Source organism: Novosphingobium sp. FG90 (genome assembly GCF_057808725.1).
This window is the reverse complement of sequence record NZ_JBMDIO010000055.1, coordinates 1-23634: the sequence shown is the minus strand read 5'-3', so window position 1 is coordinate 23634 and position 23634 is coordinate 1. Positions and strand designations below refer to the sequence as shown.

General features: G+C 66.0%; 20 protein-coding genes. 8 read left to right on the top strand and 12 right to left on the bottom strand.

The window, feature by feature from the left end:
* Window positions 1-82: 82 nt before the first annotated feature.
* The gene (locus ACODRZ_RS25355) at window positions 83-1264 is read left to right on the top strand and encodes a hypothetical protein (RefSeq protein WP_488972893.1); all 1182 of its coding nucleotides are present in this window, start codon (window positions 83-85) and stop codon (window positions 1262-1264) included.
* A 371-nt stretch (window positions 1265-1635) separates the two neighbouring features.
* Window positions 1636-2256, top strand: a complete 621-nt coding sequence (locus ACODRZ_RS25350) for a hypothetical protein (protein ID WP_488972894.1) — start codon at window positions 1636-1638, stop codon at window positions 2254-2256.
* 6 nt (window positions 2257-2262) lie between these two features.
* On the opposite strand, the gene ACODRZ_RS25345 is transcribed toward ACODRZ_RS25350, so the two are convergent.
* On the bottom strand, window positions 2263-2667 hold the full coding sequence (locus ACODRZ_RS25345) for a hypothetical protein (RefSeq protein ID WP_211150382.1): 405 nt from the start codon (window positions 2665-2667) through the stop codon (window positions 2263-2265).
* A 77-nt stretch (window positions 2668-2744) separates the two neighbouring features.
* Window positions 2745-4124 (bottom strand): aromatic ring-hydroxylating oxygenase subunit alpha, encoded by a 1380-nt coding sequence (locus ACODRZ_RS25340; RefSeq protein WP_488972911.1) that lies wholly within the window; start codon window positions 4122-4124, stop codon window positions 2745-2747.
* Window positions 4125-4420: 296 nt separating this feature from the next.
* On the opposite strand from ACODRZ_RS25340, the gene katG reads away from it, so the two are divergent.
* Complete coding sequence (gene katG / locus ACODRZ_RS25335; protein ID WP_488972895.1) at window positions 4421-6700, top strand: catalase/peroxidase HPI; 2280 nt, start codon at window positions 4421-4423, stop codon at window positions 6698-6700.
* 267 nt (window positions 6701-6967) lie between these two features.
* On the opposite strand, the gene ACODRZ_RS25330 is transcribed toward katG, so the two are convergent.
* A complete protein-coding gene (locus ACODRZ_RS25330) occupies window positions 6968-9427 on the bottom strand; it encodes a PhoX family protein (RefSeq protein ID WP_488972896.1) in 2460 nt (819 codons plus the stop codon).
* 138 nt (window positions 9428-9565) lie between these two features.
* Window positions 9566-10318, bottom strand: a complete 753-nt coding sequence (locus ACODRZ_RS25325; protein ID WP_488972897.1) for a Crp/Fnr family transcriptional regulator — start codon at window positions 10316-10318, stop codon at window positions 9566-9568.
* Between the two features lie 263 nt (window positions 10319-10581).
* Between ACODRZ_RS25325 and ACODRZ_RS25320 the strand changes: the two genes are divergently transcribed.
* Both ACODRZ_RS25320 and ACODRZ_RS25315 read left to right on the top strand, forming a co-directional pair.
* Window positions 10582-11175, top strand: a complete 594-nt coding sequence (locus tag ACODRZ_RS25320) for a biliverdin-producing heme oxygenase (protein WP_488972898.1) — start codon at window positions 10582-10584, stop codon at window positions 11173-11175.
* Window positions 11168-13732 (top strand): HWE histidine kinase domain-containing protein, encoded by a 2565-nt coding sequence (locus tag ACODRZ_RS25315; protein WP_488972899.1) that lies wholly within the window; start codon window positions 11168-11170, stop codon window positions 13730-13732. Before ACODRZ_RS25320 ends, ACODRZ_RS25315 begins: the two co-directional genes overlap by 8 nt.
* Window positions 13733-13759: 27 nt before the next feature.
* Here ACODRZ_RS25315 and ACODRZ_RS25310 read toward each other — a convergent pair whose 3' ends face one another.
* From ACODRZ_RS25310 to ACODRZ_RS25295, 4 genes are all read right to left on the bottom strand, one after another.
* Complete coding sequence (locus ACODRZ_RS25310; protein WP_488972900.1) at window positions 13760-15523, bottom strand: putative bifunctional diguanylate cyclase/phosphodiesterase; 1764 nt, start codon at window positions 15521-15523, stop codon at window positions 13760-13762.
* A 46-nt stretch (window positions 15524-15569) separates the two neighbouring features.
* Complete coding sequence (locus tag ACODRZ_RS25305) at window positions 15570-16040, bottom strand: response regulator (protein ID WP_488972901.1); 471 nt, start codon at window positions 16038-16040, stop codon at window positions 15570-15572.
* Window positions 16030-17475 carry a sensor histidine kinase gene (locus ACODRZ_RS25300; RefSeq protein WP_488972902.1) on the bottom strand — a complete coding sequence of 482 codons (1446 nt, stop codon included), beginning with the start codon at window positions 17473-17475 and terminating at the stop codon, window positions 16030-16032. Before ACODRZ_RS25300 ends, ACODRZ_RS25305 begins: the two co-directional genes overlap by 11 nt.
* 231 nt (window positions 17476-17706) lie before the next feature.
* Window positions 17707-18198, bottom strand: coding sequence for an asparaginase domain-containing protein (locus tag ACODRZ_RS25295; protein WP_488972903.1), 492 nt, complete (start codon window positions 18196-18198; stop codon window positions 17707-17709).
* Between the two features lie 214 nt (window positions 18199-18412).
* Between ACODRZ_RS25295 and ACODRZ_RS25290 the strand changes: the two genes are divergently transcribed.
* Window positions 18413-19603, top strand: a complete 1191-nt coding sequence (locus ACODRZ_RS25290; protein WP_488972904.1) for an MFS transporter — start codon at window positions 18413-18415, stop codon at window positions 19601-19603.
* A gap of 2 nt (window positions 19604-19605) precedes the next feature.
* Here ACODRZ_RS25290 and ACODRZ_RS25285 read toward each other — a convergent pair whose 3' ends face one another.
* Window positions 19606-20604 (bottom strand): DNA topoisomerase IB, encoded by a 999-nt coding sequence (locus tag ACODRZ_RS25285; RefSeq protein ID WP_488972905.1) that lies wholly within the window; start codon window positions 20602-20604, stop codon window positions 19606-19608.
* A gap of 116 nt (window positions 20605-20720) precedes the next feature.
* Between ACODRZ_RS25285 and ACODRZ_RS25280 the strand changes: the two genes are divergently transcribed.
* Window positions 20721-21203 carry a hemerythrin domain-containing protein gene (locus ACODRZ_RS25280; protein ID WP_488972906.1) on the top strand — a complete coding sequence of 161 codons (483 nt, stop codon included), beginning with the start codon at window positions 20721-20723 and terminating at the stop codon, window positions 21201-21203.
* Window positions 21204-21294: 91 nt separating this feature from the next.
* The gene (locus ACODRZ_RS25275; protein ID WP_488972907.1) at window positions 21295-21759 is read left to right on the top strand and encodes a pyridoxamine 5'-phosphate oxidase family protein; all 465 of its coding nucleotides are present in this window, start codon (window positions 21295-21297) and stop codon (window positions 21757-21759) included.
* Window positions 21760-21863: 104 nt separating this feature from the next.
* On the opposite strand, the gene ACODRZ_RS25270 is transcribed toward ACODRZ_RS25275, so the two are convergent.
* The 3 genes from ACODRZ_RS25270 to ACODRZ_RS25260 all read right to left on the bottom strand — a co-directional run bounded on the left by ACODRZ_RS25270 (window position 21864) and on the right by ACODRZ_RS25260 (window position 23322).
* The gene (locus ACODRZ_RS25270; RefSeq protein ID WP_488972908.1) at window positions 21864-22118 is read right to left on the bottom strand and encodes a hypothetical protein; all 255 of its coding nucleotides are present in this window, start codon (window positions 22116-22118) and stop codon (window positions 21864-21866) included.
* 105 nt (window positions 22119-22223) lie between these two features.
* Entirely contained in the window at window positions 22224-22643 is a 420-nt protein-coding gene (locus ACODRZ_RS25265) for a response regulator (protein WP_488972909.1), read from the bottom strand.
* Between the two features lie 19 nt (window positions 22644-22662).
* Complete coding sequence (locus ACODRZ_RS25260; protein ID WP_488972910.1) at window positions 22663-23322, bottom strand: sigma-70 family RNA polymerase sigma factor; 660 nt, start codon at window positions 23320-23322, stop codon at window positions 22663-22665.
* Window positions 23323-23634: the final 312 nt, after the last annotated feature.

The following is a 23634-nucleotide window of genomic DNA, read 5'->3' as shown; positions in this document are numbered from 1 at the left end:
TGTCCATCGGCTTGCGCCAGTGGGCGCATGGGTCATGATCAGAGAGTCTTGGTATCAGACACTGACGCCGTAGTCTTTCACGATGATTGCACGCTATACGGTTCATTTGAAACAACCCATTCGGATGCTAGATCATTGGCCTATTGATGTGCTCGGCGCCCGGATGACGTTGGTGGCAGACGGCGACATGGTAAGCGCATTAAAGTTCGCTTTCACCGGGCAACTCGCAACTCTAGCGCCCAGTTTAGCTCAACCAGACAGTCCGGGCCAGCCTCCTACAATTGCGATCAATGATCCGCTGCATTCGATGCTTCGCCAGCAGGTGCGGAATGGCTTTAGCTTCATTCAGGCACTATTCCCTGTTCAAGTTGCTTTCGATCGGACTGAAGCGGAATACGAAGGGGAAACACAGGAAGAGTCCAAAGCGATTGCGATTAGTCGTTTCACTTACGGCGAGGCTGATGAACGCCCCATCGCTCTAACTTACGATTTCTTTACCCGAGCCATGATGGCTGCCGAGAAGCAGTATGATGAACAATATCGTTTATTTGCCACCTTGACGGGCTATGCACGCGAAGCATCGAAAGAAGCGAGATACATAGATGCTTTCCGCTACTATTTTCTGATTTTCGATGCATTTTTCAGCGATGGGCAATTCAAGAAGGCGGGCCTCGAAAAAGCATTCAAAGGCTATGCGGTACTCATCGACGCGATCAAATCTGCAAAGGCTGATTTCCGGGAAGATCGGACGCGCCCCGCCACCCCTACCGGGACTTTTTTGAGGGGATCGCCGACACCCGAGAAGATCGTCGAACATTTAATCGAACGAAGAGGCCATTATTTCCATAGCAACAGGCGAAAGCCAGGGGCATGGAGCCCAGATAAGCAAGATGAAGCCCGCGAACTATCATGGCTATGCGCCATGATTTGCCTCAACCTTTCAGATAAGTATTCTGGCCCGATGTTTGCAGAGGAGCTTGAGGCGCGGCATTTTGCGGAGGCTCGGAAGTCAGGAGCGATAATCGTGCTAAAAATCGACTATACGTATGTTGACGACGATGGCGACGAACACAAGCAGGGTCGCACAAACATCAACATGCCTGGCACTAAGGTCACCCGGAAGATGGCCACGGAAATGACGCAGAATTTCGTCCAGAAATTCATCGAGGCGCAGCCGGCCAGCAGCTTAGTGCACGCCATCTGCCGAGAAGAAAACTCTGGCAAGCCGATCTTTGAGATTAGATACCCAGCGGATCTGCCCTAGTGCAATTTCGAATCTCCGGCGCCGATTATTAACGAACGCTCACTCTATTGATTGGCGAAAGGCTGCTATCTCGGCCTACCGCCACAAACCATTTTCCTACACACCCCGGCCCGCGATACATAGGTCCGCCATGAGGGGCATCCACTCCAACACCCCATGGAGTTCCACGCCTTATGACGGACCGATCCTCCACGCCCCCGGCACATCCCGAGCGCCGGCGCGGCGATAAATCCTTTGCGGCTTCGCGGCTTCGCGTGAAACCTTCTGACGATCCCGCGCCCGGCGGTGAGGCCGGGCGATCCCCCGCGTGCCCCTCCACCACCGACTGCGTCGGCGGTCCCCCTCCCCGAGACAAGCTCGGGGAGGAACGCGTGGGGTGCCGGTCGGTGCGGCCTTCGCGGCGCACTTCGGCCATGGCCTTCTTCGAGGACTTGCCCGAGGCGGACGATCCGCTGCTCGGCTTCGCGCCCTATCTGCACAGCCGTCCGCGCCGCAACTCGATCACGCCCGACCGGCAGCGCATGTTCATCGCCGCGCTCGCCGCCAGCGGGATCGTCACGCAGGCGGCCCGCGCGATCGGGGCGAGCCTCGAGGCGCTCTACAAGCTGCGGCTGATGAAGGGCGCCGAAGGGTTCTCGGCCGCGTGGGACAAGGCGGTCGACCGGGGCATGCTGCGGCTGCAGGACTGCGCGCTCGAACGCGCGATCCTGGGCGAGGAACGCCCGGTGGCGAGCCAGGGCAAGGTGGTCGCCACTTATACCCGCCACGACACCGCGCTCATGCTGTTCCTGCTGCGCCAGCGCATGCCGGAGCGCTACGCCTCGCCGCCTGCGCAGGACGCGCGGCCGGGCTCGGCGCTCTACGAGCGGGTGCGGCGCGATATCGAGGCGCAGATGCCCACCGTGGCTGAGACGCGCGCGGTGATCGACGCCAAGCTGGAGCAGCTACGCCGCACCATCGAGGCACGGCGCACGCGGGAAGAGGACGGCTGAGCCGCCTCAGCGGCGGCCGCGGCCCGGTCGGCGGCCGTCGCCGCGTCCGCCGCCATCATGATCGCCGCCGCCGCGCCACATCGGCATCTTCATGCCCTGCTGCGGGCGCATCTCGCCCCGGAATGGCTGGTAGTTGTGCTGGCCCTGAGGGGGCGCGCGCATGATGTGGTTGCGGTCGCCCCGGCGGTAGCGGTGGTCGCGGTCGTTGTTTCGGTAGTAGAAGTAGTCGTCGCTGCCCCAGTAGCCGTCGTGGATCGGGCCGTAGTACCCGTCGTAATAGCCGTCGTAGGCATAAGGCGTGCCCCAGCCGACCGAGCTGTAGCCATAGCCGCCGCCATAGCCGTCCGTGGCGCAGGCGCTGAGCGCCACGGTGGAACCGGCAAGGGCCAGGGCGAGGATCTTCGTGTTCATGGACGAGCCTTTCGAGGAGGCGCGTCAGAAATGGACGGCGCGCCCGTTAGCCCTCGTAAAACTCCCGAGTATGCAGCTCAGTTCCGGGGCCAGACGTCCAGCTTGGTCGGAGCCCCTCGCCCGCCCATGAAGTTCGCCAGGTTGCGGTGGAGGTTGATGACCTTCTGCTCCTGGTGCGGGTTGGGCAAGGGTCCGCGAAAGCCGCTGGACTTCATGCCCTTCTGCACGAACTGCATGTTGGAAAAGTCCTGCGCCAGCACCGATCCCCAGTTCTCGCCGATGGGGTCGGCATAGGTCCACTCGGTCTGCGGCGCCTCGCCTTCCGGGAAGCGTTCGAGGGCGTAGCTTTCGAACACGCACTTGTCCGGGTCGTCCTTGTAGGGGCGCACGCGGTAGCACAGCGCGAAGGTCTCGCCGTGGAGGATGTTCTGGTTGGGGAACAGGCCCCAGGCGAGGCCGCCTTCCTTCTTGATCTCGGGCGGAACCTCGGGCCAGATCACCCCGCGCGCGGCGTCGTCGGCCTTGGCGGATTTCAGCCAGTGGGCGATGCATTCCTGCGGGGTAGCGTCCTCCGGAAGCTCGATCTGGAGGCGAGCGGCGGCGTTCACCAGCGTCTCGGTGGAGGCGGAGTAGTTCACCGTCTCGTAGTTCTCGCGGATCAACTCGTAGGTGGAGACGCGCGGGTCGTCGCCCTTGCCGGCGCGGGTGGTGCCGGCGCTCTCGCTCATCTGGAACTTGGAATCGCGCGTGTCGTAGCTGGAGACCGAGTGCAGCCCGTACTGGCGGCTCAGCGCGTAGTAATCGCCATAAGCCAGCAGCTGCGTATGCGTGCCCGCGACGTGGTAGGGTTCGAGGAACGCCTCGATCGCGGTCTTCCAGTTGCAGTCGTAGATCGCCCACTGGCGCCACTTGTAGTGCATCTTCTCCAGCTGGAAGTGGCCGAGGATCTCCCCCGCACGGCCCATCCACTCGGCCAGCGGCACGGCGTCGGGGTCCATCGTGATGTAGATGTAGCCGCCCCAGGTATCGACCTGGACTTCGGACAGGCAGGTCATCTCTGCCGTCAGCTTGTTCTGCCAGTCCTGCGGGTCGAGGATGTAGGTGTTCTGCCCGTCCAGATCGAAGGTCCAGCCGTGGAAGCCGCAGATGAAGTTGCGACGGTTCGAGCCCCGGACATCATGCACCTTCCCCGGCAGCATGTCCGGCACCGAAACGAGCTGGCGGCCCCGGTGCGGGCAGACGTTGTGGAAGGCCTTGAGCGAACCGTCGTCCTTGCGCAGCACGATCACGGATTCGTCGGCGACGTCGTAAGTCAGCCAGTCGCCGGGGTTCGGCAGGTCGCTCTCGCGCTCGACCATCTGCCAGACTTTGGGCCACAGCAGCCGCTTCTCCGCCGCGAGGTAGTCCTTCGAGAGAAACGCCTCGGTCGGGTAAGTCGCGAGCACTTCGGCGTCCATGTCCGCTGCGGTCAGACGGCTGGGCTCGTAGGCCTCCGGTTCGGTCACGCGGTCTCTCCCATGCGCGCTATTCAACAGGATTGTCTATTAGGCCAGCTCGCCTCCCGTTTCCAGAGCCGCCCGCGCGCAACGCCCCGGCGATGGAGCGGCAACAAATCGCGCGGCTCGCTTAACCTTTCGATTTTGATCGCCCTGCCCGATCACTCTCATCGACGAAGCACACTAACGGTCCCGTCCCTCGGGGCGTACCCTCTGCCCGCCCTCGCAAGGGCCAAAGCAACAGGAGGAGAGAGGCCATGAACACCCCTGGAAACCGCATGCTCGCGCTGATGCTCGGCGCCGCGTGCTGCGCGCTCGCAGCGCCCGCGTCGGCCGCCGAACAGGCCAAGCCGAACAAGGCCGCGACCGAGGCGGAGACGGTCACCGAACAGCCCGCCCCTCCCGCCGGCACCAAGCCCGGCGGCATGTCCAACAAGGACTGGTGGCCCAGCACCCTCGACCTCACCGCGCTGCGCCAGCACGAGGCGCAGTCCAACCCCTACGGCGCCGACTACGACTATGCGAAGGAGTTCGCCACGCTCGACCTCGACGCGGTCAAGGCGGACATCCGCAAGGTGCTGACCACCTCGCAATCGTGGTGGCCTGCCGACTATGGCCATTACGGCCCGTTCTTCATCCGCATGGCCTGGCACAGCGCAGGCACCTACCGCGTCGGCGACGGACGCGGCGGTTCGGACGGCGGCGAGCAGCGCTTCGAGCCGCTGAATTCGTGGCCCGACAACGTCAGTCTCGACAAGGCCCGCCGCCTCGTCTGGCCGATCAAGCAGAAGTACGGCCGCAAGCTGTCGTGGGGCGACCTCATGGTGCTGACCGGCAACGTCGCGCTGGAGGACATGGGCTTCAAGACCATCGGCTTCGCGGGCGGCCGCATCGACGCCTGGCAGCCGGACCTCGTGTTCTGGGGGCCGGAAACCAAGATGATGACCGACAAGCGCCGCGACGCGAAGGGCAACCTCAAAGGCCCGCTCGCCGCGACGCAGATGGGCCTCATCTACGTCAACCCGGAAGGCCCGAACGGCAACCACGATCCGATCTCCGCCGCCGCCGACATCCGCCGCGCCTTCGGCAACATGGCGATGAACGACGAGGAGACGCTGGCGCTGATCGCGGGCGGCCACACCTTCGGCAAGGCGCACGGCGCGCATGACCCGAACAAATGCATGGGCGCCGATCCCTCCGCCGCCGGGACCGAGAAGCAGGGCCTCGGCTGGGAGAACAAGTGCGGCAAGGGCAATGCCGAGGATGCCATCACCAGCGGCCTCGAAGGCGCATGGTCGGCGAACCCGATCAAGTTCACCTCGCAGTACCTCGACAACCTGCTGGGCATGGAGTGGGTGAAGACCAAGAGCCCGGCGGGCGCGACGCAGTGGATTCCCACCGACCCGGCGGCCGCCAACATGGTGCCCGACGCGCATATCAAGGGCAAGACCCACGCGCCGATCATGTTCACCACCGACATCGCTATCAAGCAGGACCCCGAATTCCTCAAGATCGCGCAGCGCTGGCACGAGAATCCCGAGGAATTCGCACAGGCTTTCGCGCGGGCATGGTTCAAGCTGACGCACCGCGACCTCGGCCCGCAGGCGCGCTATCTGGGCAAGGACATTCCGAACCAGACGTTCTCGTGGCAGGACCCGCTGCCGCAGTCGAGCTTCGCCCCCGTCAGCGAGGCGGACCAGAGCGCGCTGAAAGCCAAGGTGCTCGCCTCCGGCCTGACGACGCCCGAACTGGTACGCACGGCCTGGGCCTCGGCCTCGACCTTCCGTGGCACCGACATGCGCGGCGGCGCCAATGGCGGGCGCCTCCGGCTCGACCCGCAGCGCGGCTGGGCGGTCAACGATCCGGCGGAACTGGCCAAAGTGCTGGCGAAGCTGACGGCAGTGCAGACGGACTTCGCCAAGTCCGGAAAAGCGGTGTCGATGGCCGACCTCATCGTGCTGGCGGGCAATGCCGGTGTCGAGCAGGCCGCGAGCAAGGCCGGTTATCCGGTGACGGTGCCCTTCACCCCGGGCCGCGTCGATGCAGCGCAAGACCAGACCGACGTGGCATCGTTCGCGTATCTTGAGCCCAAGGCCGACGGTTTCCGCAATTACTACATGGCGGATTACCGGCTCGATCCCGCTGCGGCGCTGGTCGACAAGGCCGATGCCCTCGACCTGACGGTGCCGGAGATGACCGTGCTGGTGGGCGGCATGCGCGCGCTGGGCGCCAATGCGGGCAAGTCTAGCGCGGGGGTCTTCACCACGACGCCGGGAAGCCTCGACAATGCCTTCTTCGTCAACCTGCTGTCGATGGACACGGTCTGGTCGAAGAGTGCGACGCCGGGGCTCTATGACGGCAAGGACCGCAAGACCGGCAAGCTGCGCTGGACGGCGAGCCCGGTGGACCTGGCGTTTGGGTCGAACTCCGAACTGCGGGCGGTGTCGGAGGTCTATGCCTCGGACGATGCGAAGCAGAAGTTCGTGGATGACTTCGTCGCGGCCTGGGCGAAAGTGATGAACGCCGACCGCTTCTGAAAATTCCTCCCCCACCGGGGGAGGGGGACCATGCGAAGCATGGTGGAGGGGCACAGGCGGGATCGCCGAACCTCGAAGGGCAGCGCGTCTCGATCGCGCGTGCGGTTAGGGTCGGTGATCCCGCGCGTGCCCCTCCACCACCCTGCGGGTGGTCCCCCTCCCCGTTTCGGGGAGGAATTATCGTCCACAAACGCCAAGGGAGGAGGCGCCCGCCGGCGCCCCCTCCCCTGCATTCTCCGTCAGGGCATTCTCCCGAAGGAGCTTCGATCAGAGACCGATCACGCCACCGTCGTTCTTGGTGATCGCGATCAGCGCCGAACGCGGACGCACGCTGGCGGCCGGCGTGCTGCCGTCCTGCGAGTACGGCCAGTGGCTGCTCGGTGCCGAGTAGGAACCGCCCTCGCCCGGGTGCTGGATGCCCACGAACAGGGTGCGGCCGTCCGGCGTCTGGTCGATGCCGGTGATCTCGCACTCGACCGGGCCGACGAGGAAGCGCCGCAGGTTGGCCGCGGTCGCCTTGGCGCCGACGAACGTGTTCTGCGTGTTGCCCGAATTGTTCACCGTGTAGGCGCCGCCGTCACCGACGTGGCCGGGGATCGCGGCGAGCAGCATGCAGTTGGTGCGGTCGGTCATCGCGCCGTCGTCGGTCTCGATCCACATCAGCGGATTGATCTGGCCCGACGGGTTGGTCGAACGCGAGAAGTACGCGCCGTCCGGGCTCGAGAAGTCGTTCGCGGTGGTGAGGCCCGAGATGTTGACGTTGGTGGGGTCCGCATCGGTGGAGTCGGCACCGAAGAGGTAGATGTCCCACTTGAACGTCGTGGCGCTGGTAGTGTCGCCGTCTTCGCGCAGGCGCACGATGTGGCCGTTCGGGTTGCCGGTCTGCGACGAGTTCGACGGACCCTTGGGGTCGTTGTACGAGCGCGGGTTGGCGGCGTTGGTGCCGGTGACCGGGCGGAACGCATTGTTCGAGTTGGTCAGCGTCAGGTAGATTTCACCGGTGACCGGGTTGCCCACGGTCCATTCCGGGCGGTCCATCGGCGTCGCGCCCACCGCGTCGGCGGCGAAGCGGGTGTTGACGCAGATGTCGGCCTGGCTGGTGAAGGTGTACTCGGGGTAGGTGCCGCTTGCCGGACGCTTCGGGAAGGTCGGGCTGTAGACCAGCGGCAGCCAGGTGCCGGTGCCGTCCGCGTTGAAGCGGGCGACGTAGAGCGTACCGGCGTCGAGGTACTTGTCACCCACCGCGAGGCGGTCGGTGGCGTCGACATCGGCAGCGGCCCAGGTTTCGTTCGAGACGAACTTGTAGAGGTATTCGCCGCGCGAATCGTCGCCCATGTAGGCGCCGAGCTTCTGGCCGGCGGCGATACGCACGAAGGCGCCTTCGTGGCCGAAACGGCCCAGCGCGGTGCGCTTGCGCGGGGTCGAGGTGGGGTTGTACGGGTCGATCTCGACCACCCAGCCGTACTGGTTCGGCTCGTAGCGGAAGTCGTCGGTAGCGGCGGCGCCGGTGATCGTCGCGTTCCAGCGGGTGAAACGATCGTCGGTGCTCGACGCGGTCGACCAGCTGTAGTTGCCCGAGCGGCTGGTGATGCCGTTGCGGCGCAGCGAGGCCAGTTCGGCCGGGGTGCGCTTGGCATCGTCAGCCGCATCGCGGCGGAAGTAGCCCGCGTAGTTCTCTTCGCAGGTGAGGTTGGTGTTCCAGCCCGTCACGCCGTTGGCGCAGTTGTTGATGGTGCCGCGACCGGCAGTGCCATCCTTCGAGTACGCGGTGACGAGGAACGCCGAACCCGCCGCCGGGCCGTGGAACGACATCGGCGTGTTGGGGGTGATGCGGCGGTTGAAGGTGCTGTCCTGCTTGTAGGTCCACTTGCGGTTGCCGCCGTCGACATACTCGACGATCGAAACGCCGTGGCACTCGATCTCCTTGAGCGCTTCGGCCAGCGGACGCGGCGCGGCGCTGGGGCCGGCCGGGTGCAGGTAGGTCTCGGTGATGTTCTCGTGGTTCTGGACCATCAGGCCGCGCGTCGAGCTGTTGCGGTCGGGCGCGCCCGTGGCCGAGAGGCCGAAGTAGTGCAGCGCGTCGTGGTGATCGCCGATGCGCTTGTCGAAATCGGCGTCGCTGCCGTCGTTGGCATAGGCCGAGACACCGGCGGCGATCGGGTCGCCGAGGCGGGTCATGATCGTGACCGAGTAGCCTTCCGGGACCATCGCGACGTCGGCCAGCGAGTGAGCGACGGCGGTGAAGCCGAGCACCGCGGGCGAGACGCGCACGGTGGTGGTCGCGGTCACGGCCTCGCCGATCAGCGGCTTGGCGCTGAACTGGAAGACGAGGTCGGTGGCGGCCGCGACGGCCGGGGCGATGAAGCTCACGGTGGCGCCGCTGCCGGTCAGCGTGACTTCGGGACCGGTGCGCTGGTTCCAGCCGGCATCCTTGCCGTTACCCGAGACGGTGCCGGTCAGCGTGACGACGCGGCCCGCGCTGGTGGCGACGCTGCTGCCCGCCGAGACGGAAACGGCGCCCCCGATGCTGCCGCCTTCGCCGTCGTCACCGCAGGCAGCGAGGAGGCTGGTGCCCATGAAGGCCATCGTGGTGGCACCGGCGCCGCGGAACATCGCCGAGCGGCGCGAATAGCGCTCCGCGGCCATGCTCTCGAGCGAGCGCTGCGTGGATTCATTGGTATCGACGTCACCGTCCGTATAGGCGGTGACCGGATTCATCTCGGTCATGGATAATGCCCCCTTATTGGTCGCGAGGGCGAGTGCTAGGAGCCATTCATGACGTGAAAGTGCAAGTTCGATGGCATATCGATGGCGTTATTCTGACCATATTGCGACGACAGCCCGAAACGGCCCGCCGCAAGGTGCTCAACCTTCCTTCGGGTAGACGTCCCCCAGCACCCGGTGGAAATGCCCCTCGACCTGATCGTTGCAGGCGCAGGCGCGGTTCTTCAGGCCGTCGCGGTCGAGCACTTCGATGCCGCCGCGCCGGGTGCGCACCATGCCGTCGCGCTTGAAGCGCTGCAGCACGCGGCTGGCGTAGCTGCGGCCGATCCCCATCATCGAGGCGAGCTGCTCCTGCGTCATCGTCACGTCGTTGCGCCCGATGCGGTCGACGGCGGCGGAGAGCCACTTGGCGGCGCGCTGCTCGATGGTGTGGACGGCATTGCAGGCGATCGACTGGAAGACCTGCGCCATCACGCAGTCGGCATAGCGCGCAAACAGGTGCGCGATCGCGGGCGAGCGCTCCTTCGCCGCCTCGATGTCGCGCGAGGCGATGCGCAGGAACACCCCCTCGTGCAGCACGTTGGCGCGGGCATAGGCGGGCAGCGAGCCATGGCTGACGATCCCGCCCAGCGCCCCTTCGCGCCCGACTAGGATGGTCTCGACCGCCGTGCCGTCCTCCATCTCGACGAAGTAGGAGCACATGGCGCCGCCGGTCGGGAAATAGCAGTAATCGACGTTGTCGCCGGGCTGGTAAATGATCTCTCCCGACTTCAGGCGGCACTCCCCGAGCTTGGGCTCGATCAGCGCGAAGTCGTCCTGCTTCAGCGCCGTGAGCAGGTCGCTGCCGGCGATCGCGGCGGCGGAAACCGGGCTGGTCTGCGGGATCGTGCTCATTCGTGCTCCTTGGGCGGCTCGTCGGGCGCTGCGGCGTGGCGACCGGAAGGACGAGCGCAGAAAGTCGCGATCCGACGCCGTCCGGAAACGACAACCCCGCCAAAGGGCTACGGTTCCAAGAAGCGGTCATAAGTGAACAGACCGGACGATCCGGGCATGCTATGTGTTACTCAGGAACATTCCGGGGCATCGTATGTTCCGGCAGTCAGGCGCTCCCTGTCGGTTCGCTTGCAAACGCCCTCCGGGGCCTTAATCGGATGCCCATGAAAGACGCCTTCGGATCGCCCGCAATGCCCGACATGCTCACCGTCCTGCGCGAAGCGACCGGCCCCTCGCATGAGCGGCTGGATGCCTCGTTCGGCGCGCTCGACCTGATGACGCGCGAAGGGCTCGGCCGGTTCCTGGCCGCGCACGCCGCCGGGCTCGAACCCATGTTCCCGGCTTTCCGCACGTTCCTCGAAAGCGAACTCGGTCTCGAATGCCCGGACTATCCGGCAATGCTGCGCGCCGACCTCAATGCGCTGGGCGTCGATGCCGTGCCGACGATCGAGGTGCCCGCAGGACTCGACGTGGCAGGCGGCGAGGCGGGCGTCGCCTATGTCGTCTCGGGCTCGCGCCTCGGCCTCGTGGTCATCCGCCAGCGCGGCTACTGGGGCGAGGCGAAAGGCTTCCGTTCCGCCTACATGAGCGACGGGCGCGGCCACGACGCATGGAAGGCCCTCGTCCCCGTGCTACGGACTCGCACCTATTCGCCCGAGCAGGCCGAGGCGCTGCGCACCGCGGCCCTCGCCGCCTTCGAGACGTTCTCGCGCGCCTTCGCCGCCAGTGCGGGCCTAAAGGCACGAGTCGATGGCTGACGCCATGCATCAGGTTGATCTGTCCACCTGCGACCTCGAGCCGATCCACATCATCGGCCGCATCCAGAGCTTCGGCTGGCTGCTTTCATTCTCAAGTGACTGGATCATCAACCACGTCTCGGTGAACTGCACCGACCTGTTCGGGCGCGAGGCGCGCGATCTCGTCGGCCTCTCCGCCACCGAGTTCCTGTCGCAGGAAGCCCTGCACGACATCCGCACGCGCCTGCAGATCCTGGGCAGCGCCAACACCGTCGAGCGCATGTTCGAGGTGGACCTGATCGGCGACGGCCGCGTCTTCGACGTCGCCGTGCACAATTCCGGCCGCTCCTTCGTGCTGGAGATCGAGCCCCACGAAGGCGGCAAGCGCCGCGATTTCGTATCCTACGTGCGCCCGATGATCGAGCGGCTGCGCCAGTCGCCGACGATCGAGCAGTTGTGTTCCAGCGCCGCGCGGCACCTCCGCGGTCTGACCGGATTCGACCGGGTGATGGTCTACCGCTTCGAGGGCGACGGCGCGGGCGAAGTGATCGCCGAAAGCCTGAACGGCATGGTGGACAGCTTCAAGGGCCAGCACTTCCCCTCGTCCGACATCCCGGCGCAGGCACGCAAGCTCTACACCCGCAACCTGCTGCGCATCATCAGCGACGTCGACGATCCGACGGTGCCGATTATCCCGGCGACCAATCCCAACGGCGACCCGCTGGACCTGTCGATGTCGGGCCTGCGCGCGGTCTCGCCGATCCACATCGAATACTTGCGCAACATGGGCGTGAAGGCGTCTATGTCGGTGTCGATCATGCGGCGCGGCAAGCTGTGGGGGCTGATGGCCTGCCACCACTATTCGCCGCTGACGCTGTCCTATTCGGTACGCACCGCCAGCGAGCTGTTCGGCGAATTCTTCTCCTACCTGCTGGAGCAGAAGGAGACCGATTTCTCGATGGAGAAACGCGCGGAATCGGTGCGCCTCCATGACGAGATCATGGCGCGCGTCGCCGGTGGCGGCTCGCTGCTCGAAGCCTTCGACGACTTCACCGATTCGATCCGGCAGGTGATCCCCTTCGACGGCGTCGTCGGCTGGGTGGACGGGCGCTTCGTCGGCCACGGGCCGGTGCCGGACCAGACGCAGTTCGCCAGCCTCGCGCGGTTCCTCAATACTGCCGGGGCCAGCACGGTCTGGGCCTCGGACAACATCGCCTCGGTCTATCCGGCGGCGGCGGAATGGGCGGACAAGGCCTCGGGCCTCCTCGCCCTGCCGGTCAGCCGGTCCCCACGCGACTACATCGTCCTGTTCCGGGGCGAGGCGGTGCGCGAGGTGAAGTGGGCGGGCAATCCCGAAAAGGCCATCGAACTCGGCCCCAACGGCGCGCGCCTGACCCCGCGCAAGAGCTTCGAGATCTGGCGCGAGGAGCGGCGCGGCTATTCGCGTCCCTGGACCGACGAGGAAGTCTCCTCGGCCGAGGCCCTGCGCGTCACCCTGCTCGAAGTCGTGCTGCGCCTGTCGGACGCCGCCAACGTCGAGCGCGAGCAGGCCAGCCAGCAGCAGGACATGCTGATCGCGGAACTCAACCACCGCGTGCGCAACATCCTCAACCTCATCCGCGGCCTCGTCGCGCAGAGCAAGGAGGGCGCGCGCACGATCGACGAATTCGCCGAGATCGTCGGCAGCCGCATCCACGCCCTTGCCCGCGCGCACGATCAGGTAACGCGCAAGGACTGGTCGCCCTCCTCGCTATACGACCTCATCCGCACCGAGACCGACGCCTATGCCAGCCACTCGCTCGACCGGGTGGTGATCGACGGGCCGGACGCACTGATCGCCCCCGCCGCCTTCACCACCCTGGCGCTGGTGATCCACGAACTGATGACCAATTCGTGCAAGTACGGCGCCCTGTCGGACTCGCACGGGCAGGTCACCGTGACGCTGAACCGCAGCGACGACGGCGCGCTGGAGATCGACTGGCGCGAGGAAGGCGGCCCGCCGGTGAAGGAGCCCACTCGGCGCGGCTTCGGCTCGACCATCATCGAGCGCACCATTCCGCACGAACTGGGCGGCTCGGCCTCGGTGATCTACCCGGTGGATGGCTTGCACGCGCTGTTCCTGATCCCCTCCGACCATATCTCCGGCTTCGAGACCCCCGGCGCGGTGCTGCGCGAGCCTGTCGCCGAACCGCCGCAGGCCGCCGACTTCGCGCAGGAACTGGCCTCCGGCGCGGCGCTGATCGTCGAGGACAACGTGATCATCGCCATGGAGGCGGAAGACGTGCTGCGCGGCTTCGGCTTCAACGACTGCCGCATCGCCGGCTCGGTCAACGCCGCGCTCGGCATTCTGGAAGGCTCCGACGTCAGCTTCGCGATGCTCGACGTGAATCTCGGCAAGGACACCAGCGAGCCGGTCGCCCACGAACTCGAAGCGCGCGGCATCCCGTTCATCTTCGCCAGCGGCTACGGCGAACGCTCGCTGCAGTCCGGCGCGTTCAAGACCGTGCCAGTGGTGACCAAGCCCTACGGCGAACGCGATGTGCGCTCGGCGATCGGGCGGGTGATCAAGGGGCGCTGAGTTTGCCCCTTCATTGCGAGTAACCCCTCACGCCCGCAGCCGCTGCTCCCCGTGCGTGGCGTTCCAGCCATCGACCCAGCCGCGCACGTCCTCGTAGGGCATCGGACGGCAGATGCCGTAGCCCTGCCCGCACGTGCAGCCCATCGCAACCAGCATCGCCTGCGTCTCCGGGTTCTCCACCCCCTCGGCCACCAGCGGGATGCCGAGGCAGTCGCACAGCACCACCAGCGAGGTCACAAGCGACTGGTCGAAGCGGTTCTCGGTGAAGCGCGCGATGTAGGAGCGGTCTATCTTGATCTCGCGCACCGCGAACTCGCGCAAGTAGCCGAACGAGGTGAACCCCGCGCCGAAATCGTCGATCGAGAGCGAGACGCCGTGGTCCTGCAACTGCTCGATCACCCGCTTGGCCTGCGAGGGGTGAGCGATCAGCGCGGTTTCGGTCAGTTCCAGCACCACATGCGCCGGATCGACACCATGCCTGCGGATCGATTCCACCACATGTCCGACGAAGCCCGGCCGCTCCAGCATCCGTGCCGAGACGTTGATCGAGATACCCGCACCGTCGAGCCCCGGCTCCAGCCGCGCGTACTGGCCCAGCACCGTGTCGAGCGTCAGGTAGGTGAAATCTTCCAGCAGGTGCGACTGCTCAACCGTCTCGATCAGCGCATCGGCGGGCACCGGGCCGTTGTCCGGATGCGTCCAGCGCACCAGCGCCTCGAAGCCGAGCACCTGCCCCGAACGCATGTCCACCTTGGGCTGCCAGTGCCAGTTGAACGCCCGCGCGCCCATCGCGTCCTCGATGTCGTGAAGCAGTGTACGCTCGTCGGCGCGGACCGGGCGGCGCTGTTCGCCGCGCGCGATCACCGCCTTTTCGGCCCCGCGCTTCGCCTCGTACATCGCCTCGTCGGCGGCCTCCATCAGCCCCTCGGGCGAGAAGCCCAGCTGCGGGCACAGCGAAATGCCCAGCGAGGCGCCGACGTAGAGCAGGCGCCCGTCATGGACGATCGGCTGCTCGATCAGCTCGGTCAGCTTGGTGGCGACGGCGAGCGCGGATTCGTCGCCATCGACGTTCTGCAGCAGCACCGCGAACTCGTCCCCGCCCAGCCGCGCGACCGTGTCCACCTCGCGCAAGTGCTCGCACATGCGGCGGCCCAGCGTGATCAGCACCGCGTCGCCCGCCGCATGGCCGAGGCTGTCGTTGATCTCCTTGAAGCGGTCGAGGTCGATCATCACCAGCCCGAACGGATCGCCGCTGCGCTTGGCCCGCGCGCAGGCCTGCGAGAGACGATCGGCGAACAGCGTGCGGTTGGGCAGGTCGGTCAGCGGATCGTGGAGCGAGCGGTGCGTCAGCTCCTCCTCGGCGCGGCGCATGTCCTGCCGGTACTTGCGCCAGGCGATCCCCTCCTCGACCGAGGCCGCGACCCGCTCGGGCGAGAGCGAGCGCTTGGACAGGAACTCGGTCATGCCCGACTTGATCGAGTCCGCCGCGATCTGCTCGTCGGTGTGGCCGGTGACGGCGATGATCGGCACGTCGGGGTCGATCTCGGCGCGGATCTCGGGCAGCAGGTCGCGCCCGTCGCCGTCCTTCAGGCCGAAGTCGAGGAAGACGATGTCGAAATGCGCCTCCGGATCGCGGATCATGTCCAGCGCCTCGGCCTGCGAGGCGGCCTGCTCCACCGTGATATTGCGGGGAACGCGGCGCAGCAGGCGCAGCAGCTTTTCGCGGTCGACGTCGTCGTCATCGACGATCAGCGCGTGAATGTCCTGAGTACCGTTGTGCAGGTGGTCCATGGGAGAAAGGATTCCTTGCGTGGTGTGTCTGGGGGAGGAGGAGCCGTCAGGGCAGCTCCTGCGTGCGGGCATACTTGCCGATGAAATCGGCGAGGCGAGCGAACTGCGGACCCACCGCGGACTTGACCATGTAGCCCGCGACATGCCCGTCGTAGGCACGGCTGCGGTCCTGATCGCGGGCCGAAGTGGAGAGCACGAAGACCACCGTGCGGCGCAGGTCCGGATCGGCGCGCAGGGCGTCGAGGAACTGGAAACCGTCCATCCCCGGCATGTTGAGGTCGAGCAGGACGATCACCGGCGTCTCGACCTGCTTGTCGGGGTGGCGCCCGGTGAGGATCGCCAGCGCCTCCCCGCCGTCCCCCGCCGTGACGGTGCGGCAGGGCACCTCGTGCTTGCGGAACGAGCGCAGCACGCCTTCGCGCGCGACGTCGTCGTCATCCACCAGCAACACGGTCACGTCGGTGAGGTTGGCAGTCTTCTTTTGTGCGGATCGGGGTGCGACCAGATCAGTCATCATCTTCGTTCTCTCGCAGAAGTATGCGCGGCCAGTGGACTTCGAACCTGGCGCCGCCGAGGGGGCCGCGGCCCTGGACGGTCACCATGCCCCCGTGGGCGTTGATCATGCGGCGGGTGAAGGCGAGGCCCACCCCGTCACCGTCGGTCCCCGGCGAGGCGCGGTGGAACAGCTTGAAGATGCGGTCCTCGTTGCCGGCCGGGATGCCCTGGCCGTCGTCCTCCACCGTGAAGACGGTGAAGCGCCCTTCCTCGCGCACGGCGATGCGGATGTGGCCTTGCCTGCCGCCATGATGCTTGACCGCATTGGACAGCAGGTTGCGCAGCGACGTGGAGAGAGGCGCGCGCGGCGCGACGATGTCGGCGCCCTGCACGTCCACGTCGACCTCGAAGCCTTCGGGGATCGCGGTCAGTTCCAGCGCCTCCTCGACCAGTTCGTGCGGATCGATCCGCTGCATCCGGGAATCGCGGACCCCTGCGCGGGCGTAGCTGAGCAGGTCGTCGATCATCTGTTCCGAGCGCTCGATGCGCTGGGTGATGCGGTCGAAATTGTGCACCACGTCCTCGGGCAGTTCGGTGCCTTCGAGGTCCTCGCGAATCCACGTTACCAGATCGGCGATCCCCCGCAGCGGCGAGCGCAGATCGTGGCTGGCGACATACGTGAACTCCTCAAGCTGCGCATTGGTCTGCTGCAGCGCGCGTTCGGAGCGCTTGCGGTGTGATATGTCGCTGACGATCGCCATGTAGAGCGGCTGGGCGCTGCTCTCGAACTTGGTGAGCGCGATCTCGACGGGAAACTCGCGCCCGTGGCGATGCAGCCCGTTGAGGTCGCGGTCGGTGCCGAGAATGCGCGTCGAGGGCGCGGCGGCATAGGCGGCGATGTGGTCGCCATGTTTCGCGCGGTAACGCTCGGGCAAGAGGACGTCGAGCGGCTGGCCGATCAGCTGCTCCACCTTCCAGCCGAACTGGCTGGAGAGCATCGCGTTGGCCTGCGCGATCCGGCCCTTGCCATCGACCACCACCACGCCCAGCGGCATGCTTTCGAACATCTGGGTGAAGCGGCGCTCGGCGGTGATCTCGCGCGTCATGTTGCGCAAGTAGACGACCGCACGGTCGCCCTCCTCGCCCGCCACGGGGGCCAGCGTCATCGTCACGGTGGGGCGCGAACCGTCGGCGCCGTGGAGCACCATCTGGCGCGACCACGAGCCGCGCGTCTCCATCGGCACCTTGAAGAAGACGTCGAACATCTGGCGCAGCGTCTCACCGTCGTCCTCGCCGAACCACATGAAGAACAGGCTGTTGCGCAGCGCCTCGGCATCGGGCTCGGCCAGCAGCGAGGCGGCGGCGGCATTGCCGAAGGCCACCACGCCCGCCGCATCGACGATCAGCGCGGCGATCGGAGCATGGACCAGCGGCGCGTGGATGTCGGTTGTCGTCATCGGCGTCGCCAGCATCGCGTGTCCTGTCCTACGGGAGACACGCGCGACGCTTCGTTGCGGCGCGATCTCCGGGTGGAGTGCCGGAAACCGCGCTGCGGCCCCATGCCTGACGATGCGTACAGGGGAGGCGGTTATCGACCTGCGAAGCCGGGCCTAGGGAGCTGTCCCTAGACCCGGCCTCTCGCAACGATTGCAGTGGTTAAAGTTGTGTAAGGGCGGGGCGCCGACGCCTCAGCGCGCGACGAACTTGCCCGCCTCGCGGTCCTTGCGGACCTTGAGCGCGTCGAACACGGTGCCGCTCATGGTGATCCAGACGCCCGGCCCGGCCGACTGGCAGCAGCCGAACGCCATGCCCAGGTTGAACGCCGCGTCGCTCTCGGCGAAGCGGGCGGGCTGCATGGCGCCGCACATCACCACGGTCTTGCCCTCGATCGGCGCGAGCACGGCGGCGGTGTCGGTCATTGTATCCGTGCCATGCGTGATCACGACGTGACTTTCCGGCGCACCGGCCACGGTCGCGGCGATCAGCGCGCGGTCCTCGTCGGTGAGTTCGAGGCTGTCCTTGCGGAGCAGTTCGACGACGCGGAACGGATGCGCCACGCGCGCGGTCGCCAGCAGCTTGCCGATGACGCTCTCGACGATCTGATATTCGCTGAGCGCGTCGAAATACTGCTTGTCGATGGTGCCGCCGGTGGTGATGACGAGAATGGGTGCCTGGTTCATGGGCGTTCCTTACTGCGGGACGGGCGGGTTTCCAATTGCTTCGTGGTGCACGATGGGGCTTCGACAAGCTCAGCCTGAGCGGTTTTGGAGGTGGTCTTTAAATCCCGCTCAGGCTGAGCTTGTCGAAGCCCCCGCCGCGCCAAGATATTCGCCCTGCGACTTCCCCCCATCTCGCATCTGCACAGCCGCGCCGATCCATGGCACCACTGCGATCATGAGCACCCTTGCGTCACCCTCGCTTACCGCCCGCAGCGAACTGGCCGCCGGATGGCCCACCGTCCTGGCCGCCGCGCTGGCCATCGGGGTCGGGATGATGGGCGTGGGATTCTACTCGCTCGGCCTGTTCGTGACGCCGCTGCAGGCCGAATTCGGCTGGACTCGCGCGGAAGTCTCCGGCGCGGCGACGTTCCAGCAGCTCGGCATCTTCCTCTCGGCCCCGATCGTCGGGCGCCTCGCCGACCGCTTCGGCAACCGGACCATCGCCATCGCCAGCTATCTCGCGACGCCGCTTGCCCTGGTGGCGCTGGCCGAGACGGGGCCGTCGCTGACCGCGTGGTACGGCCTGTGGCTGCTCGTCTCGCTGGCGGGCTGCGGGACCACCCCGGCGATCTGGGCGCGCGTCGTCTCGCTGCGCTTCGATGCCGGGCGCGGGTTCGCGCTGGGGCTGATGCTGACGGGTTCCGGTATGGCCGCGATCCTGGCGCCCGCCTTGCTCGGCCCGGTGATCGCCGTGCAGGGCTGGCGCACCGGCCTCCATGCCATCGCCATCGTCATCGCCGTGATCGGCATCCCGGTCAGCCTCCTGACCGGGCGCGGGGAGCACGTCGCCACCGACAAGCGCGAGCGCGGCAGCATCGAGATCACCCGCAAGACGCTGCAGATCGCGCTGATCGGCTTTCTGCTGGGCGTCATCGTCGCCGCGCTGATCGTTCATCTCGTGCCGATGCTGGTCGATCGGGGCGTGCCGCCCGCACAGGCCGCCGGAGTGGCCGCCTTCATCGGCATCGCGGTGGTTTTCGCCCGTGCTTTCGTCGGCTGGCTGTTCGACCGCTTCCACGCCCCGCGCGTGGCGGTGCTGTTCCTGACCTCGCCGGTGATCGCCTGCGTGATCCTGTGGCTCGACGGCCCGGCAATTCCCGCCGCACTGCTGCTGGGCCTCGCGGCCGGGGCAGAGGTGGACATGCTCGCCTACTTTACCAGCCGCTACGCCGCGCTGGAGAACTACGGTGCGACATACGGCGCGATCCTCGGCCTGTTCAGCCTCGGCGCCGCATTCGGCCCGCCGCTGTTCGGATGGATGGTGGACGCGACCGGCAACTCCAACCTTGCCCTCGTCTGCTCGGGACTGGCGCTCGTCGGCGTGCTGGTCCTGATCGCGACGCTCGGGCCGTACCGGCGTACCTGACCTCAGGCGGCTTTGAGGAAGGCAAGCAGCCCGCGTTCCTCGCGGGTCATCCAGCGGGTCTTGCGCGGCAGCGCCTGCGGCACATCCGGCGCGGCCCCCTCCCCCTTGGCGGCAGCGATCACCGCCGGGTGGACGTAGGACTTGCGCGCGATCGCCGGCGTATTGCCAAGGCACTGCGACACCTCCTCCAGCATCGCGCGCAGCGACAGGCCCGGGTTACCGACCAGCATCGCGAAAGCCATCGTGCTGGCCGTCCATGTCCGGAAGTGCTTGGCGGTGAAGCCTTCTCCCATCGTTTCTGCCAGGTATTCGTTGACGTCGTGACTGTGGACGGGAACCGCTTCGCCGTCCTCGTCGACGTATTGGAACAAATGCTGCCCCGGCAGGTCCTGCATCTTGCGAACGCACCGCACGAGGCCGGGGTCGTCGCAGGCGATCTCCTGCAACTTGCCCGACTTTCCCTTGAAGCGCAGCACCAGTGCGCCGCCTTCGATCCTGGCGTGGCGCGTGCGCAGGGTGGTGGCGCCGAAGCTCTTGTTCACCTTGGCGTAGCACTCGTTGCCGACCCGGATCGCGCCGGTATCGAGCAATGCCACGACCGAGGCGATCGCCCGCTCGCGCGTCAGCTTGCGTGAGGCGATGTCCGCCTCCACCCGCGCCCGCAGCACCGGCAGCACCTCGCCGAACAGGGCGCAGCGGTCGAACTTCATGTCCTCGCGCGATTGCCGCCAGTCGGGGTGATAGCGGTATTGCTTGCGCCCCCGCGCATCGTAGCCGGTAGCCAGCAGATGCACGTGGGGATCGGCCGAGAACCAGCATCGCTCGTAGGCAGGCGGCATGGCGATGGCGTTGAGGCGGTCGATCTCCTCGCGGTCAGTGATGCGCGCACCCTCCGCATCGAAGTAGGCCCACTTGTTGCCGCGTATCGGCTTGCGGGTGATGCCGGGCGCGGTGTCGTCGGCGAATTTCAGGCGCGTAAGGGGCTGGCGCGTCATCAGCATGCGATCTGTCCCGAGGGTTCTCCCTGACAAGAACGCGCGAGGCGCAAACGGGTTGTCGGAAACCGGAACGCGCTCCCGCCGTTCCTTCCTGCAAAGACAACTCACAGGAGACACCCATGGCAGACGCAAGGATCTTCCGCGACCTCAAGGCCGACCACGACAAGCACCGCAAGCTCCTCAAGCAACTGGGCGAGACCCAAGGCGCCAGCGACGAGCGCAAGGACCTGTTCGAAACCCTGCGCAAGGAACTGCAGGCCCACGCCGCGGCCGAGGAGGAATCGCTCTACGCGACGATGCTCGCCAACCCGGACTTGCGCGACGAGGCCCGCCATTCGGTTTCGGAGCACAAGGAAATCGACGACTTCCTGGGCGAACTGTTCGAGATCGACATGAGTTCTTCGGCCTGGCTGACCAAATTCAAGGAAATGCGCCACCGCTACCTCCACCACATCGATGAGGAGGAAGAGGAGATGTTTCCCGAAGCGGCGGAGAAGCTTTCGCCGGAAACCGAAAGGAAACTCGCCGAGGTCTTCGAGAAGCGTAAGCCCAGGGAACTGGCGACTGCCGAGAAGGAACTTCCCGGCGACGCCCGGGAATAAGCCGGTTCGGGCTTCCCCTGCGATCGACGCGGGGGAACGTCCGAGGGCGACGGCGCGTTGCCTTCCCGAACAGCCATAACGGAGAAGGACAATGGACAAGGACATCCGCGAACACTTCTGGAAGGCGTTCCAGGCCAGCCCCTTCATCATGATGAGCCTGCAGGGCGGTCATGACCACGCCGAGCCGATGACCGCGCAGCTCGACAAGGATGCGCACCACGCCATCTGGTTCTTCACCAAGCGCGACAACCGCATCGGCGGCGGCGGCAAGGCGATGGGGCAGGTCATGACGCGCGGCCACGAGGTCTTCGCCTGTCTCGATGGCACGCTGGTCGAGGAGACCGACCCGGCCGTGCGCGACAAGCACTGGAACAACGCTGTCGAAGCCTGGTTTCCCGACGGCAAGGCCGATGCTTCGGTCGTCATGCTGCGCTTCGAGATCGAGGATGCCGAAGTGTGGACCTCAGAGATGGGCCTCAAGGGCGCCTTCAAGCTGCTGACCGGCAAGCCCATACGGCAGGGAGAAGCCGGCGAACACGCGCTCGGCGCGGTCTGAGACCCTCTAGGACCAGCGCTTGAGCAGCGGGGGCGTGGCGGTTTCGGCTGCCACGCCCTTCGCCTTGGCTGTCGAATCCCCTGCAGCAATGCGCAAGGCGACGATCATTGCTTTCGCTGCAGCAGATACCGCCACACCCCCACGCAATTGATCGCGAACAGCGCGACATTCTGCAGTCCGATCCCTTGCGCCTTGTCGTCCAGGAACCCCCAGGCGACCAGCGCGATCGAACTCGTCACGAAAATCACGAAGCCCCAGCCCGTCCAATGACGGCCGAGGTTGAGAGAAACGATAAGCGCCGCCACGGTTCCCGCAGCGGCGCCATAGTATTGCAGGCATTGCAGGACGACTTGGTTCATCCTCTCGCCTTCTTCTCAGGCCCTGTTGTGGTTGTATCAGGCCCGGGCTCTTGCGGCCCCTCTCCTAATCGTAAATCGATGCAGTAAATCCTCTGACCTGAAAGCTCAGGCCCGCCGCTGAAGCGGCTCAAGCTCCTGCGGTCTCGCGCTGTCGGGGCATCCCGCCAGGGCATAGGATATCGCGGCAAGGATCGCTTGCCGCGTAAAGGGTTTCTGGACCACCCCTATGGCTGTGGGGGCCGGAGTATCGATCTGCCCGGGATTGGCGGTAACGTAGATTACTCGCGCGCCGTATCGTCCCGAAAGGTCGCGGGCGATGGCAGGGCCGGTCAGCCCGTCACGCAAGTTGAGATCGACGAGCGCTACATCGGGAACTTCCCCAAGCGAGCCCAGTGAGGCCATGTCGGGAACGGTGCCGACGACCGCATGGCCGCCGTCGGCAAGTATGTCTTCCAGCTGCAGCGCCACCAGGAATTCATCCTCGACGATGAGGATTTTTCCAGCGTGGGAAATCGTCGTACTCAAGGCATGCGCTCTTTGTCTGTCAGGCGGCGACGAGCTGGCGGCCGGCGCCGGTATCGACGTTGGCGATCTTGGCCAGTTCGCCGAAGAAGGCATCGATCGCCTCGCCGCCGAGCACGAAGTTGTGACGGAAGTCCGGCAGCTGGCCGGATTCGATGATCTTGGAGAGCATCGCGCGAGCGCGGCAAATGCGGCTCTTCACGGTGCCGAGCGCGATACCGCAAATCTCGGCAATCTCCTCGTAGGAGAGGTTGCCTGCGGCCACGAGCACCAGCGCTTCGCGATACGTTTCCGGAATGGCGGTGAGCGCGCGGAGCACGTCGGCCAGTTCGACGGCGCTTTCCTGACTGGCCTCGGCGCGCAGGATGCGCTCGGCAGCCAGTTCGTCGTACTCGCCATGGAAGCGGGCGCGGCGAGCTTCGGAATAGAAGTGATTGCGCAGGATGGTGAAGGTCCACGCCTTGAAATTGGTGCCGGCGGCATAGCGCTCACGCGCCGCCCAGGCACGCAGCATGGCTTCCTGCGCCAGATCGTCGGCGCGGTCGCGGCAACCGCACAGACCACGCGCGAAAGCACGCAGGTGCGGCGCTACTTCTGCCAGCGCGCGGCGGAAATCACGATCGCTGAGCGCGACCTTCTCGGGCTGGACCCCTTCGACGCCTGCTTCGACCATGGTCGACATTGCGTTACCCTCCTCTGAGAAAACCAGTCGGGTAGCTAACGGCAATGCGGCGAAATTGGTTCCCGAAAACCTTGAAAATCGAACAATCCGCAGCGGAGGTGAGAGAAATCGGCGATGAAACGAAAAATATCGCCGCATTCCCGCAAGCATCGCGGAACAATCCCGGTCTACGAAATTTGGGCGATGATTGAAGGCGCTCGACCACCCCGGTCCGCATAAAAGTGAGGCCCCCGTCCACCGTTAAAGTGGGCGAGGGCCTCCGGGATCGGATCACCACCGGTTTGCGGGGGGGGGGGGGGGGGGGGGGGGCCC

Excerpts from the sequence above, each read along its gene's own strand:
- ACODRZ_RS25315 (WP_488972899.1), top strand. The coding sequence starts at position 11,168 with ATGGCTGACGCCATGCATCAGGTTGATCTGTCCACCTGCGACCTCGAG.
- ACODRZ_RS25275 (WP_488972907.1), top strand. The coding sequence starts at position 21,295 with ATGGACAAGGACATCCGCGAACACTTCTGGAAGGCGTTCCAGGCCAGC.
- ACODRZ_RS25290 (WP_488972904.1), top strand. The coding sequence starts at position 18,413 with ATGAGCACCCTTGCGTCACCCTCGCTTACCGCCCGCAGCGAACTGGCC.
- ACODRZ_RS25295 (WP_488972903.1), bottom strand. The coding sequence starts at position 18,198 with ATGAACCAGGCACCCATTCTCGTCATCACCACCGGCGGCACCATCGAC.
- ACODRZ_RS25305 (WP_488972901.1), bottom strand. The coding sequence starts at position 16,040 with ATGATGACTGATCTGGTCGCACCCCGATCCGCACAAAAGAAGACTGCC.
- ACODRZ_RS25330 (WP_488972896.1), bottom strand. The coding sequence starts at position 9,427 with ATGACCGAGATGAATCCGGTCACCGCCTATACGGACGGTGACGTCGAT.
- ACODRZ_RS25325 (WP_488972897.1), bottom strand. The coding sequence starts at position 10,318 with ATGAGCACGATCCCGCAGACCAGCCCGGTTTCCGCCGCCGCGATCGCC.
- ACODRZ_RS25300 (WP_488972902.1), bottom strand. The coding sequence starts at position 17,475 with ATGACGACAACCGACATCCACGCGCCGCTGGTCCATGCTCCGATCGCC.
- ACODRZ_RS25310 (WP_488972900.1), bottom strand. The coding sequence starts at position 15,523 with ATGGACCACCTGCACAACGGTACTCAGGACATTCACGCGCTGATCGTC.
- ACODRZ_RS25345 (WP_211150382.1), bottom strand. The coding sequence starts at position 2,667 with ATGAACACGAAGATCCTCGCCCTGGCCCTTGCCGGTTCCACCGTGGCG.
- ACODRZ_RS25340 (WP_488972911.1), bottom strand. The coding sequence starts at position 4,124 with ATGGACGCCGAAGTGCTCGCGACTTACCCGACCGAGGCGTTTCTCTCG.
- ACODRZ_RS25285 (WP_488972905.1), bottom strand. The coding sequence starts at position 20,604 with ATGCTGATGACGCGCCAGCCCCTTACGCGCCTGAAATTCGCCGACGAC.
- ACODRZ_RS25320 (WP_488972898.1), top strand. The coding sequence starts at position 10,582 with ATGAAAGACGCCTTCGGATCGCCCGCAATGCCCGACATGCTCACCGTC.
- ACODRZ_RS25280 (WP_488972906.1), top strand. The coding sequence starts at position 20,721 with ATGGCAGACGCAAGGATCTTCCGCGACCTCAAGGCCGACCACGACAAG.
- ACODRZ_RS25355 (WP_488972893.1), top strand. The coding sequence starts at position 83 with ATGATTGCACGCTATACGGTTCATTTGAAACAACCCATTCGGATGCTA.
- ACODRZ_RS25260 (WP_488972910.1), bottom strand. The coding sequence starts at position 23,322 with ATGTCGACCATGGTCGAAGCAGGCGTCGAAGGGGTCCAGCCCGAGAAG.
- ACODRZ_RS25270 (WP_488972908.1), bottom strand. The coding sequence starts at position 22,118 with ATGAACCAAGTCGTCCTGCAATGCCTGCAATACTATGGCGCCGCTGCG.
- katG (WP_488972895.1), top strand. The coding sequence starts at position 4,421 with ATGAACACCCCTGGAAACCGCATGCTCGCGCTGATGCTCGGCGCCGCG.